Origin of the sequence: Alkalicella caledoniensis, assembly GCF_014467015.1 — a bacterium.
Taxonomy (GTDB): Bacteria; Bacillota; Proteinivoracia; order Proteinivoracales; family Proteinivoracaceae; genus Alkalicella; species Alkalicella caledoniensis.
Map to the genome: position 1 here is coordinate 1,115,306 of NZ_CP058559.1, position 16,053 is coordinate 1,131,358.

The 16,053-nt window shown below is 36.1% G+C and carries 15 protein-coding genes and 1 other annotated feature; of the genes, 3 read left to right on the forward strand and 12 right to left on the reverse strand.

Annotation, left to right across the window (positions count from 1 at the left end; translation table 11 throughout):
* Nucleotides 1-47: 47 nt before the first annotated feature.
* The 5 genes from HYG86_RS05500 to HYG86_RS05520 form a co-directional block, all read right to left on the reverse strand.
* On the reverse strand, nt 48-917 hold the full coding sequence (locus HYG86_RS05500) for a pentapeptide repeat-containing protein (protein ID WP_213167922.1): 870 nt from the start codon (nt 915-917) through the stop codon (nt 48-50).
* Between the two features lie 479 nt (nt 918-1,396).
* Complete coding sequence (locus tag HYG86_RS05505) at nt 1,397-1,852, reverse strand: DUF6608 family protein (RefSeq protein ID WP_213167923.1); 456 nt, start codon at nt 1,850-1,852, stop codon at nt 1,397-1,399.
* A gap of 48 nt (nt 1,853-1,900) precedes the next feature.
* On the reverse strand, nt 1,901-2,671 hold the full coding sequence (locus HYG86_RS05510) for an alpha/beta hydrolase family protein (RefSeq protein ID WP_213167924.1): 771 nt from the start codon (nt 2,669-2,671) through the stop codon (nt 1,901-1,903).
* 286 nt (nt 2,672-2,957) lie between these two features.
* Nucleotides 2,958-4,703, reverse strand: a complete 1,746-nt coding sequence (locus HYG86_RS05515; RefSeq protein ID WP_213167925.1) for an FAD-dependent oxidoreductase — start codon at nt 4,701-4,703, stop codon at nt 2,958-2,960.
* A gap of 73 nt (nt 4,704-4,776) precedes the next feature.
* Nucleotides 4,777-5,358 (reverse strand): TetR/AcrR family transcriptional regulator, encoded by a 582-nt coding sequence (locus HYG86_RS05520; protein WP_213167926.1) that lies wholly within the window; start codon nt 5,356-5,358, stop codon nt 4,777-4,779.
* A gap of 307 nt (nt 5,359-5,665) precedes the next feature.
* Between HYG86_RS05520 and HYG86_RS05525 the strand changes: the two genes are divergently transcribed.
* Nucleotides 5,666-7,045: an ISNCY family transposase gene (locus HYG86_RS05525; protein WP_213169124.1), complete on the forward strand. Its 1,380-nt coding sequence runs from the start codon at nt 5,666-5,668 to the stop codon at nt 7,043-7,045.
* 528 nt (nt 7,046-7,573) lie between these two features.
* On the opposite strand, the gene HYG86_RS05530 is transcribed toward HYG86_RS05525, so the two are convergent.
* A complete protein-coding gene (locus tag HYG86_RS05530) occupies nt 7,574-8,635 on the reverse strand; it encodes a hypothetical protein (RefSeq protein WP_213167927.1) in 1,062 nt (353 codons plus the stop codon).
* A gap of 642 nt (nt 8,636-9,277) precedes the next feature.
* On the opposite strand from HYG86_RS05530, the gene HYG86_RS05535 reads away from it, so the two are divergent.
* Complete coding sequence (locus HYG86_RS05535) at nt 9,278-9,802, forward strand: 2'-5' RNA ligase family protein (protein ID WP_213167928.1); 525 nt, start codon at nt 9,278-9,280, stop codon at nt 9,800-9,802.
* Between the two features lie 166 nt (nt 9,803-9,968).
* Nucleotides 9,969-10,236: a binding site (T-box leader), on the forward strand.
* 58 nt (nt 10,237-10,294) lie between these two features.
* Nucleotides 10,295-10,837 carry a GNAT family N-acetyltransferase gene (locus HYG86_RS05540; protein ID WP_213167929.1) on the forward strand — a complete coding sequence of 181 codons (543 nt, stop codon included), beginning with the start codon at nt 10,295-10,297 and terminating at the stop codon, nt 10,835-10,837.
* Nucleotides 10,838-11,043: 206 nt separating this feature from the next.
* Here HYG86_RS05540 and HYG86_RS05545 read toward each other — a convergent pair whose 3' ends face one another.
* The 6 genes from HYG86_RS05545 to HYG86_RS05570 all read right to left on the reverse strand — a co-directional run bounded on the left by HYG86_RS05545 (nt 11,044) and on the right by HYG86_RS05570 (nt 16,044).
* Nucleotides 11,044-11,805, reverse strand: a complete 762-nt coding sequence (locus HYG86_RS05545) for an ABC transporter ATP-binding protein (protein ID WP_246451955.1) — start codon at nt 11,803-11,805, stop codon at nt 11,044-11,046.
* Nucleotides 11,805-12,941: a FecCD family ABC transporter permease gene (locus HYG86_RS05550; RefSeq protein ID WP_213167931.1), complete on the reverse strand. Its 1,137-nt coding sequence runs from the start codon at nt 12,939-12,941 to the stop codon at nt 11,805-11,807. Before HYG86_RS05550 ends, HYG86_RS05545 begins: the two co-directional genes overlap by 1 nt.
* A complete protein-coding gene (locus tag HYG86_RS05555) occupies nt 12,901-13,950 on the reverse strand; it encodes an ABC transporter substrate-binding protein (RefSeq protein WP_213167932.1) in 1,050 nt (349 codons plus the stop codon). Before HYG86_RS05555 ends, HYG86_RS05550 begins: the two co-directional genes overlap by 41 nt.
* Before the next feature lie 124 nt (nt 13,951-14,074).
* On the reverse strand, nt 14,075-14,743 hold the full coding sequence (gene hypB / locus HYG86_RS05560; protein WP_213167933.1) for a hydrogenase nickel incorporation protein HypB: 669 nt from the start codon (nt 14,741-14,743) through the stop codon (nt 14,075-14,077).
* Nucleotides 14,744-14,755: 12 nt separating this feature from the next.
* Nucleotides 14,756-15,097 (reverse strand): hydrogenase maturation nickel metallochaperone HypA, encoded by a 342-nt coding sequence (locus tag HYG86_RS05565; RefSeq protein ID WP_213169126.1) that lies wholly within the window; start codon nt 15,095-15,097, stop codon nt 14,756-14,758.
* Between the two features lie 32 nt (nt 15,098-15,129).
* On the reverse strand, nt 15,130-16,044 hold the full coding sequence (locus tag HYG86_RS05570) for a DUF5692 family protein (RefSeq protein WP_213167934.1): 915 nt from the start codon (nt 16,042-16,044) through the stop codon (nt 15,130-15,132).
* Nucleotides 16,045-16,053: the final 9 nt, after the last annotated feature.

The window sequence follows — 16,053 nt, forward strand, 5'->3', positions numbered from 1 at the left end:
ATCAAAGGAGAGCTTAAATTGTATGTACATAAGACCCTTCTGAACACTTAGTTATTGTTCCAATGCTTAGGGGGACTAAGTAATGGTGGTAGTTTTGTACCTTTATCTCCTTTAGCAACGTTAAGTTGAGCTTGGGTAAGAAAAATACTCTTACTTAGGTCAGTTCCTCTTAGGTCAGCGTCTCTTAGATCTGCTCCTATGAAATCAACACCATTTAGATCTGTCCCTCTAAGGTCAGCAGCAATAAGGCATGCCCCTCTCAAGTTCGCACCCCTTAGATCAGTTTTTCTGAGGTCCGCAGCTATAAGGTCAGCTCTTTGATCTAAGGTTTTCTTGCGCCGCGGCTGACTTCCCTGAACTTGTATAGCATTGCGTACAAGTTCACTCACCCTTACAAGAAGAGTATTAACCTCTCCACGCAATGCTGCAACGTCAACTTTTATAAGGGAATTACTGTCGAGGAGACTGAGTCGTTCTAACTCTCCAACCTTGGAACTAAGTTCATTTTGTATAGGGCTAGCTTGTTGCAACGTTAACGATTCAGTTAAATACCAGAGTAACTCATGAAGTTGCCTCATGATTAAGAACACCTCGAACATTTGCTTAGAGAGTTCGGGGTATTTTCTCCAATTCCGTCCATCAAAACTGATTCTGGCAACCTTTTGCCCTGCACCAAAACAGTCAAATGCATTGCAGCCTTTCATTCCTCTATCAATTAAGTTTTCGTGAATATTACAACGAAAGTCTGTTTGTAGATTGGGACAAGGCTCACCTGCATTTTTATCTACTGGGAACCCTTCTGAGGCAGAAAAATAAAGTGCAATACAGCACAAACCGAAACAGTTTTCGCAGTCAGCATACAGTTTATTGTGATTATTATCATTCATGTATATTAAATCTTTCTTGTTTTCACACATGGTATCTTCCTCCTTGCATATTCAGGCGATTCCTCCTAGCACTATTGAATAAAATTTAAATCCTTTCATTTCCCCGTTTAAAATTTCCAGTAATCTTAGCCATTATCAATTGTGATTCTATTGTATCTGCTTTTGATATTTTCGATAAATTTTTTTTACTCTCACTACCTTTTAGTATTAGAACTTGTTTCCCATGCCAAGAGATAAATACTTTATTATCTTTTGATATCCTGAATGAAAAAGGTTGTTCTTAAAGCCTATTCCTTTTATCTATATTTTTCAAAAAAACCCTCCTAATAACATTGTCTTAAGTAAAAATTATAACTCCTCTTGTTTTGCATCCTTCTATCTGCAATTGTTGCTCGTTTTCATAAAATGGTGTAGTAGCAGATTCCTTTATTTAAACCTTTTTCCTTACACCATCTGCCCGAATAGGTTGTGCCTAAGGATGCGTAATAGCCAACTTACTAGCAAAAAAGCTACAGCTTTTTTCTTTTATTCTTAATTATTTTCCTTGAAGTATTGCTAATTAATAATACTACTCCTAAAAGCAAATACAAAAATAGATAACTTCTTGTCATATCTAGATATGCATCAGGGTGTAATTCAGCAAAAAGACTATTAGTCCACAGGTATGCCAAAAGAAGTCCCCAGGTGAGAATAAAAGTTATTGTATAAATTAACAGTTTCGATTTAATACTTTTTCTTAAAACATCAAATATGTACACACCACTAACAAGTATTGAATGCAGAATAAATCTACCTAATAAGTGTACATATGGACCCATTCCTACTTTTGCTGCCCAGAGACCTAATATAATTGGTATAGTATCTAGTAATGTAAATATAGTAAATAAAATGCATATGGTAATAAATTTGTTATGCAATATCTTTGAATATAAATCTTTTCCTTTAAGCGAAATCTTTGTTTTCATTTTAGTTACCCCCCTATGTTTTCTTAATTGAATTTCTTATCTTCACTCCTAATTAAGATACTTTTCAAACCAGTCTACTGCTTTATCAATCATTTCCTGGGACATGAAATGGAACTCATCTGCGATAAATTGTTCTATAGGTATACCTTCTTTTTCATATCTCACCTTAATTTCATTATAAAAATCAATAGACCTTTGGGGTGGTACATCATCATCCTTTGAAGCGTTAATTATCAGTAAAGGCCTATTTTCATTTTCTATTAGGTGCTGATATGGGTCAAGTTCTTTAACAAACTCAAGAACCTTCTTTTCCTCGGGAGATGCAAATTGACATTCGTCCTCTTTTTCCATCCCATACATGAGGGAACTTACAAAGTCCGGTGTTCCTATGATGGGCACTGCCACTTTTATGTCTCTACTCTTCGTTAACGCATAATAAGTCGCCATGGCCCCCATGGAACCCCCTGTAAGGCCAATCTTTGAGGTATCAATCCTAGGATCATTTGACATACCATTAACTATGATTGAAATATCAGTGTAGGTATCCCTAATGATTGAATAAAGTGCTGTTCCAAAATCAGCATCACAAGTAATATTATCTAAAAATCCATCATAGCGTTCGCCATGTTTTGAGCTATCAAAAGTAATGGCACAAAATCCCTTTTCAGCTAACTTTATAGCCATAGTTGCACTCGTGTACTTATCACAATTAAAACCATGACAAATTATCACTAAGGGTAACTTTTTGCCATCCTCCTTGTAAAATATCATATAAGGTATATCTTTTATTTTACTGATTTCTGTTATAATTCTTTTCATACTTTTTCCCCCTCGTTACTGCTAGATCGCATTATACTATATTTTGGTAATTTTTTTTAGTGAATTACTGTAAAGTTAATAAGATATTAATATAATTGAAACCGGTGAAATCAAATAGACATAGGGAAGATACGAACTAATCAAATCTTAAGGTTGCCCTAACCCTGCCTAAAGGTAGAACCTGTAGTATATAACCATAGTGCCTATTATTTCTATGTAAAAAATAAAAGGAGTATAGTAAACCCCAAGTGGTTTACTATACTCCTTTTTCCTTATAGCTACAGCTTTATTCCATGGCAGCTGCAGCACCAGCCTGCCTTCCAAAAGTTAAGAATGCAATAATAGCCGTTCCACTTCCAGGATATTCCTGATGTAGTATCTGTCCGGAAGCTACTTCTCCAGCAGCATAAAGACCGGGTATCACATTACCGTCTTTATTAATAACTTGTGCATCTATATTTATTTTCAAACCACCATGTGTTCCACTGTTAGATTTGGTCATGGCCAATGCATAGAATTTGCCTTGGTTTATCGGCACCATGTATTGGGATGGTTTGTTGAAATCAAGGTCTTTTCCCTTTACACAAAGTTCATTGTATCTTTCCACAGTTGTCTTTAGTACTTCTGGTTTTATACCAATTTTTCCTGCCAGCTCTTCGATGGTATCTGCTTCAAATGCCATATTTGCCTGAACTGCCCCAGCTACCCTATCATTATAGGACTTTTCATCGATAATATACCAGAAGTTATCAAAGCCGTAATCATAAAGGATTCTAGTTCTTTTAAAGTGGAAATCCCTTTCATCCATAAACCTTTCACCATCTGGAGTCACGAAAAGTTCTGTTGCCTCTTCTCCATAACCATACCCTGTAGCGAAGTTCATCATTATATCAATTCCTGCATTTGGCATAATTACATCAGCGCCAGCTGCTAATCCCATTGTTATACCATCCCCTGTATTTCCTTCCCCTACATTTGTACTGAAGTTACCGAGGTTGGTAAAGTATTCATCTACTAGATCAGGGTTTCTTGTAAATCCGCCTGTTGCCAGAATAACTGCTTTCGCGTTAATGGTAATTTTATCCCCATTATCATTTTCCGCATATATACCAATTACCTTTCCTCCATCTTGGATAAGCTCAAGAGCCGGAGTGCTGTAAAGAATTTCCACTCCTTTTTCCTTTAGAGTGTTTTCTAGGGGTGTGATAATACCTGCTCCACTAGAATCAGCAGTGTAATGCCCCCTAGCAGGTGATCTGTAGCCGTGTAACGGCTCAATATCTTGAGCGAACTCCACACCATTTTCCATTAACCACTCAATATTTTCAGCTGAGTTATTAGCAATCAGATTAATAAAATCTTCATCTACCTGGTTTTCTCCAATTTCCATTAAAAAGGCTGCAAAGTCTGCTGCATTGTCTTTAATTCCCAGACTTTCCTGAATAGATGTGTTTGCTGCTAAAATTTTCCCCCCTGATCTAATGGTGCTACCACCAGCAAAAGGCAGTTTTTCAACTACTATTACATCTGCTCCGTTATTTTTTGCTTCCAGAGCAGCTGCTAAACCAGCAACTCCACCACCTACAACAACTACATCTGTTTCTAAAGTTACTGCTTGTCCACCGTCATTGTTGTTACCTTTGTTTTTTAGTGCATCAATATTAGCACCCGCCTGGGTTAAAGCTAATTCTACCGCTTCTAATATGGCTTTACTAGTTACAGTAGCTCCTGTTACAACTTCAACATTTAGAGTCTGATTTGTTGTGATTTTCTCTTTAATAATATTTATTGCTGCATCACCAATACCAGCAGTCTCAGAATGATCAACTACCTCTACAGATACTATCTCATCTTTACTCACTGTTACTTCTACTGTGATTTCTCCTTCATGTCCTTTAGCAGTGGCTGTATAAGTACCTGGTGTGAAAAGATCCTCTGATTCAGATCCTGAGTTTGAACAACCCGCTAGTAATGACAGTACCAAAATCATGGACATAAAAACTATAAAGACCTTCGATTGTTTCATTTTCATGTAATTCCTCTCCTTATATTATAAAGATAAGTTAGTAAACACATTTAATTTTATATGAGGGCCCATTCATATACTATTTATTGCGAATACTATCTATTAAAGTATCCAGCATCTTTTCTAAAAGCAACTCGTTTTTTAAGATGGCTGGATTCTTTTTTGCATAAGTTGACATCCCTTCTACTAAACTAAAAAATATTTTGCATATAAAATCTATGGGTAATTGTTTAATCTCACCTTTGTCTAAACCTTCTTGGATAATCTTTTTATTTATAGAATAAGACTGCTCAAAAAAGACATTTTCAGTTTCATTTAAGTTAACTGGAACATAGTAAGAACGTATTACTGCTGCTTCTTTAGGATTGTTATGGGTCCAAAACAAGAAGTTTCTAACACGCAATTTGAGTTTATTGCAACATGAGACCTGATCTTTAACCCCGACCATTGAGAAAGTAAGATGTTGCTTATAGCAATAACCCACAACATCCTCAATTAGGCTCTCCCTATCTTTGTAATATAAATATATAGTACCTTTAGCAATTCCAGCAGCTTTTGCAATCTGCTGAATACTTGTGTCATTAATACCTTGCTCATAAAACAACTGAATAGCAGCATCCCTTATTTTTTCATGCTTATCAGGATCTATGGGTCTAGCCATTTTAACCTCCTCCCCATAAATGACCGCCCGGTCATTTATGGTCAAAAAAAATATTTTTTTTATAGTTTCTGTACTTGATAAACCATTTTTTTCAGTTAAAATTTTCACATTCATAATTCTAGTGATAGTATAGCAGTGTTCTCCAAATATGTAAAGAGTTATTTTTCACAATCCACATCCATATGATTCATATATGATAATGTCTAGTTATACCACAAAAGATTATGTCCTAAAAGTGATTCATATATTATAATACCCTCATGACTATAAAAATGAGGTGGACAAGATGAGAAAGGTGATATTAACTATGGATGAGAATCAGAAATATGAAATAATTAAAAAGTTGGTAGAAACTAATGGCAACAAGAAAACTGCAGCCCTTAAAATCGGGTGTACACCTAGGCATATCAGTAGGCTAATCAAAGGGTATAAAGAAAAAGGTAAAGCTTTTTTCATTCATGGAAACCGTGGTAGGCAACCTTCAATAACCTTATCTGAAGATACCAAGAAGTTAATCTTAGACTTATACCGCACTAAGTATTATGATTGTAATCTAACCCATTTTTCAGAGCTTCTTAATGAGATGGAAGACATCAAAGTATCTGTCGGTACCATTACTTCTATTCTTAGGAAAGAGTTCATCCTTTCGCCAATGGCAACACGATCTTCTAGGAAAGCATTGAAGAAAGAACTAAAGGATCTTCAAGCTAAAACTAAATCTATGAAGAAGGCAGCTGTCATTCAAAGCTCCATTTTAGATATAGAGGACTCTCATCCTAGGCGTCCTAGGTGTGCTTACTTTGGAGAAATGCTCCAAATGGACGCTTCCATGCATGAGTGGTTTGGTGGCATAAAAACACACCTTCATGTAGCAATCGATGATGCCACAGGGCAAATGTTAGGCGCTTACTTTGATGAGCAGGAAACGTTAAAAGGCTACTACAATGTTCTTAATCAGGTCCTAACTAACTATGGAATCCCTTATCAGTTTTTTACAGATAATCGCACTGTATTTGAGTATAAAAGAAAATACGAAAAGAAAAAAGAAGCTTCAGTTGAAAAAGATACATTTACTCAGTTCGGATATGCATGTAAGCAGTTAGGAATCGACATTCAGACATCTAGCGTTCCACAAGCAAAAGGGCGGGTTGAAAGAGTATTTGGCACTCTTCAATCCCGCCTAGTCGTAGAGCTACGCTTGAGAGGTGTCTCCTCAATTGAGGAGGCAAACAAATTCCTTTACTCCTACATAAAAAAATTCAACAAGCGATTCGCTTTACCTATTGATAGTATCAAATCTGTGTTCGAAACGCAACCAGATAATGATAAAATCAATCTAACACTGGCGGTAATTTCTTCTAGAAAAATTGATAATGGGAGTTGTATTAAATATCATAATGAGTATTATCTGCCTGTTAATGCTTATGGAGTTGCAGTGCATTACCGTAAGGGTACTACAGCTATGGTCATTAAAGCCTTTGATGGGGACATTTACTGCTGTATTGGTGAACAGGTTTATTTGCTTGAGTTGCTACCACATCATAAACCCTCTTCAAAAGCATTTGATCTAGCAACTCTTCCTGAGAAACCTAAGAAAAAATATATTCCTCCAATGAGTCACCCATGGAAACAGGCATCATTTGAAAGATATTTAAAAAAGCAATTACATAGGAACAACATAGCTTAGCAAGAATCTTAGAAATCACTAGGTTTATTAAAGTTACGCAAAAACAAGGTGCATTCTAGGCACTGCCTTTTTGTTTTACGGCGAGTACAAAGTCCTACCATCATACTGTTCATTTTGAATGTCAGCCGAAGCTGAAGCATCGGCTACAACTGTCTTTTGTGAAAGCCATGAACAACAACAGATTGTCGCAGTATTAAAAGTTAATAGCATAACTATTCTGAAAAGTGTTTTTAGAATTTAGCACCAGAAATCTGGTGCTTATGTTAAGACTTTTTTAGGACATTTTCAAAAATGGTTGACAGAGTTATTTTTCACAATCCACATCCAAAAATGACTTTGCAAAATAACCAGAAGGTTGTTTTTCTCTGTCACCAGTAGTTTACTTAGTGACGAACAAAGCCCCCCTGACCTTTCAGATGAAGATACAAGGAGACCTGTAGTAAACCCTTCACTTATATAGACAGGAAATGGACTAAAATATTCTTCGGGACATTATCATTAATACTATTTGATTGTATTTTGATATACTCATTCCACTTTAAACTCCTCTGTTGACGGCAAATCATTCCAAACATACCCATCACAACGGTAGTACTTTCTTATAACGGAACCATCTGTCTTTGTATAATCTATAACAAAAACCTGCGCTGTTTCTATCAGCATAGGATAATTACTGTAAGGGAGTACATCTCCTGTTTTGGGTCTATCCCCGAAATTATCGTATGCATTTTCCAAACGCCAAAATTCCCGATACGCATATTCTTTAAATCCCGGTAAGTCCTGTTTCCCAAAGTACACTGCCTCATACTCTCTTCCACTAACCTTAAGTGTATCTACTCTAAGGGGTGGGATGTCCTTCGCTATACTAGATAAATCTTCGGAACTAATGATACTACCATAATGTTCCTTTAATTGATTTGCCATAGAAGGAACTGAGTTGGTAAAATCCATGGAGTCTAGCCCAGTATGTGCTGCACCATAAATGCCCATAATATTTTCATCCATTAATTTGTCAAATTCGCGGATGAAGTTCTCCACCATTGTATCCTCACGGTACACATGGTCAGAGTGTATGTAAAAATGTCTACCCTGGGCTATGGCCTCATAGGTTAATAAATATTGTTCGGAGTCCTTTAAGTTGTTACTCCGAAGGTAGTCCAAAAAGCGTTCTCCTGTAGTGTTGTATTGGTTTCCAACATCAGTCCCATGGAAGATGGTTTCAGGGCAATGGGTTTTGATTTTCTTGTAAAACTCTTTAACACTAGGGTTATGACTTACACTTCCAGCCCAATCTTTATATACGGCATCCAGTATATCATCGCTACTTGATTGCATCCATATATTCAAAAACTCTGCAGTATAGTAAGGAAGTTCTACAAATAAATGTCTCATTCCTTGGTTGTGGTAGTATTCGTACCACAATTCAAATTCTTTATCTAGAATTTTATCTACACCATGCTCTTCACCGTATAGATAAATCTCTCCTGAGGGTTGTGTTGATTCTTGTTGTATTGCAATATTTGAACAAGCTGACAGACTCACTACTACAATCAACACCATAGTAAAGAAAGAAATCCTTTTACTTTTCATAATCCTATCACCACACTATGATTTAGTTGTTTTTCACTCAACTAGATTTTTATGATCTATTCAATATCTACCTATTTAAACCCTTGTTTCCTTAATTCTTAACACTATTTTCCTTTAGTTTACCACATTTGATACGACATTTTATTAAGTTTTAGTTAAATATACACACAAAAAGTCTAAGTTTGTTCCCTTAGGCAGTGTTTCATAGGGGTGAATGAAAAAGGTTGTTCATCAAGCTTTGACAAAAACTTCCCATATATTCAACAATTACAATAAGTGTATATTCAAGGTATTTAGTTGTACATTCAGCATTAACTAAATACCTTGAGTAATAGTTAAAAAAACTTAAATTAACTTAGGATGTGTACATCTGTGCATTTCCATCATTATTGTACATAGTTTTACTAACTTTTAGTTACTTAACACCTTTAACTAAATCTTTTAGCAGGAAAATTTCTAATTTATGGTGAATTATATAAATACGAGTTATTTAATAAAGCTAATATTTTAGATGTCATTTACTTCATTTTGAGCCCTACTTTTTCTGAAGATAGGAGTTCCTAATGGAATAACAGGCAATTGTCTACTTAGGAGATAAAATGTCCTTTTAATGGATTTTAATTAGAGTAAAGGAGAGATATTATGAGTGATGAAGTAGCAAAGAGTGTCATGTGTTTAATCCCTGATAATGAAATAGAAGGACTAGAGAATTTTAGACAAAAGTACATAAATGGTCCTGGCAAAAGTGTACCCTTTCATGTAACACTTTTGTCTAATTTCTACTTACCCAAGGAAATCGATGAATCAATTATTAATACACTAACAGAAATAGCTAGAAGTACTGGAAAATTTAAATTCGCAGCAAAACCACTATCGATTTTTCCAACTACTAATGTGATATACTTAACACCTTCTCCGGCTACTCATATTGAAGCTTTAACCACGAGACTCCATGATGCATTCCCGAAATTTTATAAACCAGAGTATGGTTTACCAATTTTCCATATGACCATAGCCCTTGGTAATCCACCTGAGGCTACGGATAAAATAACATACGAATACAAAGAACAGTTTGGCTATAAACCTTTACCCTTAACAGCTGGACATATAGCAATATATGTCCAAAAAGGAGAGGAATGGCATCATTACCTTTCATTAGACTTATAAGGCAATTTTTCAGCACGTCAACTATCCAACCACCCTCACAGTAAAACCTAAGCTTTCAGCTTGGGTTCAGACTGATGACAAAGTCATTTTTAGGAATGTCACATATTAAACTTAATTACATTGACATTTAAACAATAATGAACTATTATATTATAAATTAACACAACAAATGGCGTTGATGAGGAGGAGTACATACTCACCTGAAGCAAAGAGAGAAGATGGTTGGTGAAAATCTTCGTGATGGATGTATGGAAGTAGCCTTTGAGCTGTGAACCGAAAAGATAACTTCTTATCCTAGTAGGCTTCAACGGAGGTTTCCACCGTTAAAAGGAAAGCAATATCGGATAAGTATTATATTGTCCCGTATTGACAATGAGTGCAGATAAAATTATCTGAATTTAGGTGGTACCACGGACTATAAGTTCGCCCTAAGCTATATTAGCTTAAGGCGGACTTTTTGTTTGTGTTCAAAAATAATTAGGAGGAGATAAAATGATTTTTAATAGTGAAAGCAAGACAATAATTACAACGAGGTTAGTATTAAGATTATTCCTAAAGTCTGACGCAGAGGCTGTTACCAGACTTTGCAACAACTACAATATTTATAAAAACACCCTATACCTGCCCTACCCATATACTATTGACAGTGCTTATTCATGGATGGAAAGCCATGAACAAAACTATAACTCCGACAAAGCATTCGAATTTGCAATTACAGACAAGGAGTCGGGAGAATTATATGGAGCTATAGCACTGTCTAACAATAAAAGTTTTCGAAATGGTGAAATAGCCTACTGGGTTGGTGAAGAGTACTGGGGTAGAGGCTATGCTACAGAAGCAAGTAAGGCTATGTTGGATTTTGCCTTCAACATAAAAGGGTATCACAAAGTTTTTGCTCGTTATTTTGGTTCAAACCCAGCTTCAGGAAAGGTTATGCAAAAATTGGGCATGGAAAAAGAAGGAGTATTTAAAGACCATATCATAAAGGATGACCGTTTTGAAGATCTAATGTACTACGGGATTATCAAGTCGTAAGGCTTATAATGATCTAGTGAATGGCTTTAACCTTTCGTTATTTGTCTATTCTTCAGCACCTCAAAATTTCCTTGAAAATATTTTACTATATGATTTTCTATATTATCTACTATTTCCCTTACCCTAGAATGAAAGAACCAGTGCTTTTGAAGAATCTTAACAACCAGCTCAACTTTACCATTCTATCTTACACTATTGCCTTCCCTTTACATAGCCTTTAGTGGCACTACGAAGGCTTTATTATCTTGTGTATGTATATGGGACTGTACTTCATAAACCTCTCTTACTACGTCTTCAGTAAGAATACTAGGTGCCCCAGCTGCAAAGATTCTACCATCTTTTAATACTGCTAATTGATCAGAAAACATTAGGGCAAGGTTTAGATCATGGGTAGTGATAATAGCACAAATCTTTTTCTCATCCACTAATTCACGGATAAATTGCATCATTGTTAATTGATATTTTAAGTCTAGGTAGGTACTAGGTTCATCGAACAAAAGAATCTTTGGTTCTTGAACTATGGCCTTTGCTATTATAACTTTTTGACGTTCTCCACCACTTACTTTATTAATATCTTGCATAGCTAGTTTTTCTAAGCCCATTCGTTTAATAACATCGGTAACTATATTCAGATCAGATTGTTTAGGATACCAGTTTAAATATGGACGTCTACCTAGTAATATAGCGTCAAAAACAGTTATAGGAAAAGCAGCAGGTTCAGCTTGTGGTACATAGGACACTGATCTAGCTAGTTCCACTGATGAATACTTCTCAATATACTTCCCATCAATTTCCACTATGCCTTTGGTAGGCTTTAATAATCCGTTCATACATTTTAATAAGGTTGATTTGCCAGCACCGTTAGGGCCAACTAAAGACAAGATTTGCCCCTTACACACTTCAATATTGACGGATTTAATCACAGTTTTATCTTTGTAGCTAAATTCTAGATCTTTAGCACTTATCATTACCAATGCTCTGTCCTCCTTCTCATCATTAAGTATATCAATAATGGTACTCCTACAAAGGAGGTTATTATACCAACTGGTATAACTACTGGAGCTAATAAAGTTCTAGCAATTGTATCTGCCAGTAGCAATAACAATGCGCCCAGCAAGGATGATGCAGGAATCAGGAAACGATGGTCCCCTCCAAAAAGAATCCGTCCTAAATGTGGTGCCACTAAGCCTATGAAACCAATAGGGCCCAAAAAACTAACAACTACGGCAGTAACTAGGGAAGTAAGGATAAAACAAGTAAGTCTTAGCCTTTCAACGTTAATACCTGTACTTTTTGCTGACTCCTCCCCTAGCATCAGAGAATTAAGATCCCAAGCCCTTCGATATATCAGTAATATTATAGGAATTACTAAAAGGCATGTGATGTGAAGCTTACTCCAAGTAACTTTGGATAGACTACCAAACATCCAGTAAGTTAACGATGCCAGCTCATCGGGATCCCCTAAGTATTGTAAAAAAGAAGTGGCTGCTGAAAACAAGTTCATCATCGCAACACCTAGTAAGATAATGGTTTCAGAACTTACCTTCTGTAATTTTGTTAAACCATAAATAATCATGGTGCAAATCAAAGAAAAGGTAAAGGCATTTCCAGTGATTAGGTAGTCGTAGGGCAAGGTAATATCAAAAATCCCCAAAAACCCTGTCCTCATAATAATTGCAAGGGCTGCTCCAAAGGAAGCTGCGGAGGATATCCCCAATGTAAACGGAGATGCCAAAGGGTTCTTTAATATAGTCTGCATAACTACTCCTGAAAATGCTAATCCAGCACCCCCTATAATGGCCATCATTACCCTAGGTACCCGTAATTTCCAGATTATATTGTGCCTGGTATTGACAACATCAGAATTACTAAATGATAAACCCCCGCGAAGTGCTTCCCAACTTTCTCTGACAGTGTACGATGAGCCTCCTAAGGAAAGACCTACTAGCCCCACAGCAAACAGAAGAACAGTTAGTAAACAAAGCATAGCAATCTTTTTCTGGATATGCTTTGTATAATTAGTCTGTATATCTAAACCTTTACTGATATTTTCTGTATTTGTCTTACTGGTTATATACATATATTCCTTTATACTCCATTCCATGATGAAACAGTTCTAAATACTCTTTGTGTACTACCTCTGGATCAAAGTCTGCAAACAAATCAGGATAAAGCCAGCTCGCAAGATAACTTACACCTACTATATATCCTGGGCGGGAATAAATATCTACTCCTATTAAGTATACTGAGTTATTTTGGACAGCCTTTGTATTTTCTAAAGCTGGCCTGTTAATGATTTCCTGATGTATTATTTTTGCATTATCATTGGAAGTGACATGATACCCAAACCCAGAAGCTTCCCTTAAAAAAACATCTGGGTTAATTTCAGCTACCCATTCATCACTTACTTGAGGCTCACCAGATAAGCCCTCAGCAATGTTAATTGCACCAGCTAATATAGTTTGCTCATAAAATCTAGAACCAGGGGCCCCAGTTTTAAAATCACCACCGTGGTGCTCCACAAATACCGTTGCTCGGTCTTCTGGAGCTACATCTGCTATGATGCTTTCAATTATTTTTTCGTACTTATTATAAAAGTCTACTAGTTCTTGGGCCTTTTCTTCCTTTCCAAATAGCTTCCCTAAAAGTATAACTTCATCTTTAATTACTTCAGGATTACGTAGGTTAAGTTTAATATCAATAATGTTAAAATTCTCTAGATGTTCATTTTCCGTAACAACACCATGAGCTCTAACAGACGAGAAAACCATTTGTGGTTCAACCTCAGCTAATTTTTCAAAGTTTATCTCGGAGTGTGTGGCAACCACTGGTACTCCTTGAAGTTCTGGGTAAAAGGGATTATCATCAAGTGCTTGATAGTTCCCAACAATTAAATCTATAACCCCTAGTGCCCTCAATATTTCCGCCGTTCCATGATCTAAAATTGCCACCCTTTCGATGGGCTGAGTTATTGTAATATCTTTCCCTGATGCATCTGTGATCGTTACGCTCTTATACTGTTCGTCTTCTCGAATAACTTGTTCTCCCTGGTAACATCCAACTAAAAAGACTGTTATTAGTAGTAGAATTATTATCTTCCTAAAAACTTTCATAATCCTCTTCCTTTGCTAGTTATTTTTCTCTACTTGCTGCAAATATATATACATCTCTTTTTTAAAAATAAAATGTGCTTAGGCTATCAATCTAATGCCCAGCACATTTCTATTTTTGATCTCCTTATCTATTCCACTGAGTTATATTCCTTTCTAGCCACTGAGTCCACTGGTCAAAACCTTGACCAGTTTTAGCGGAGATTTCAAATACCTCAATGTTGGGATTCATTTCTTTTACTCTCTTTCTAACTGCCTCTAGATCAAAATCAAAATACTCCATGGTATCTATTTTATTGATTATTAAAGCGTCTACTGTAGAAAACATTTTTGGGTATTTTAGTGGCTTATCATCACCTTCTGGGACACTTAGGATCATGGCATTTTTACAAGCTCCTAAATCATATGAAGCAGGACATACCAGATTACCGATGTTTTCTATGATAACAAAATCTAATTCTTGGCTACCTATGGAGTCTAGACCATCCCTTGAGATTATAGCGTCTATATGACACATCCCACCTGTTTGGAGCTGAATAGCTTTAGCTCCAGCTTTTGCAACCTTCTCAGCATCCACATAGGAGTCGATGTCTGCTTCTATAACTCCCATTTTCATCTTATCCTTTAGGGATTTGATGGTCCGGACAACGGTTGTGGTTTTACCTGATCCAGGGGAGGACATTAGGTTTAATAAAAAGGTTTTCTCGGATTTAAGTCTTTCTCTAACTTTTTCAGCTTCTAAATTGTTATTTTCATATACACTCTTTTTGACTTTAATTACTTTATAATCTTCCATAGAAAATCCTCCTTAACAAGCTATAATTTCTTTTATCATAAACTCTTTACCACATAACAGTTCCCAGCTTTGTTCCTGACAGTTTGAACACTTTCCGTCACATTTGATAATGTTAAAAACATTATTGCACTGTTTACAGATAGCATTGCCAGGTAAGACTTCAATCTCTAATTTTGTGTTTTCCAATATGGTACCATCCACTGCTGCGGGGTAACATGCTTCAATATATCTAGGTATCATAGATGATAACTCACCAATTTGAAGTACCAAAGTGTGGATTTTAGTTAACTTATTATCCTTGGCTATTTGTTCAACGTTTTTTACAACTTCCATCACAACACCTAATTCATGCAAGTTAATCACCTCACTTAGAAAAATAATTATCTTTACTGTCCAATATTCGAGGGGTTATTGTTGTACTTAGTACCACTCCAAATTTCGTCTTTTAGTATGTTACGACGATATTTAACCACTCTAGATATTTGCCAAACGGCAAGGACCACATGTAATGTTAAGGATATTATGGCTAAAGTCCAGTTTGCAGTTGGGTTATAGCTTACACTTACATTAAAAGTGCTACCAGTGGCAAAGAAGTATGGGAATGTCATTACCCAGATCATCCAAAAGGATAGGGTATGGGCACGATTTTGCATCCAAGTTCCTTTAGCCCAGAATATTGCGGGAATTATTGGTGCAATGTTTAGAGCTACTCCTGAATAAAAGGCATTACCTGGTGCACAGGAGTATACGTAGGAAATATTCCAAACAGCGTAGGCCACAACATACATTATGGTCATATCTGGCCATACCATATCTCTCTTTTTACCGGTAGTTCCATGAATCCCTGCCCAGCCGCATATTAGTAGCATACTTAAAACACCTGCTGCTGCATTGACATAATTCCATCCACCAGAAATATAGTACATACCGTCAACCATGCCATTAAATCCAGCTAAGCCAACCTGTAATTCTCTAACTGCAGCTTCTATGATGTTTATGGCCAAAATACCTGGCACCAAAAAGATATACCACTTATGTTTTTTATGATAGTCTGTATACCTTATTACCATGTAAATTAAACTTCCTGCTAGGGCTGAATAAACCTTCACCCAAGTAAACCATGATGTTATTTCGCTATCCATTTTCAACCAAACAGGGGTAAGCAAAGTGGGAATGATTATAAACATTGCTATACTTCCCCATTTGCTGGCCCGGGCCAACTCATTTAACCCAATAAGAATTCCTAAAACTACTAACCACATCATTAAGTTGTGCCAAGGTATTGATTCAAAAAAGAACATAAAATCACT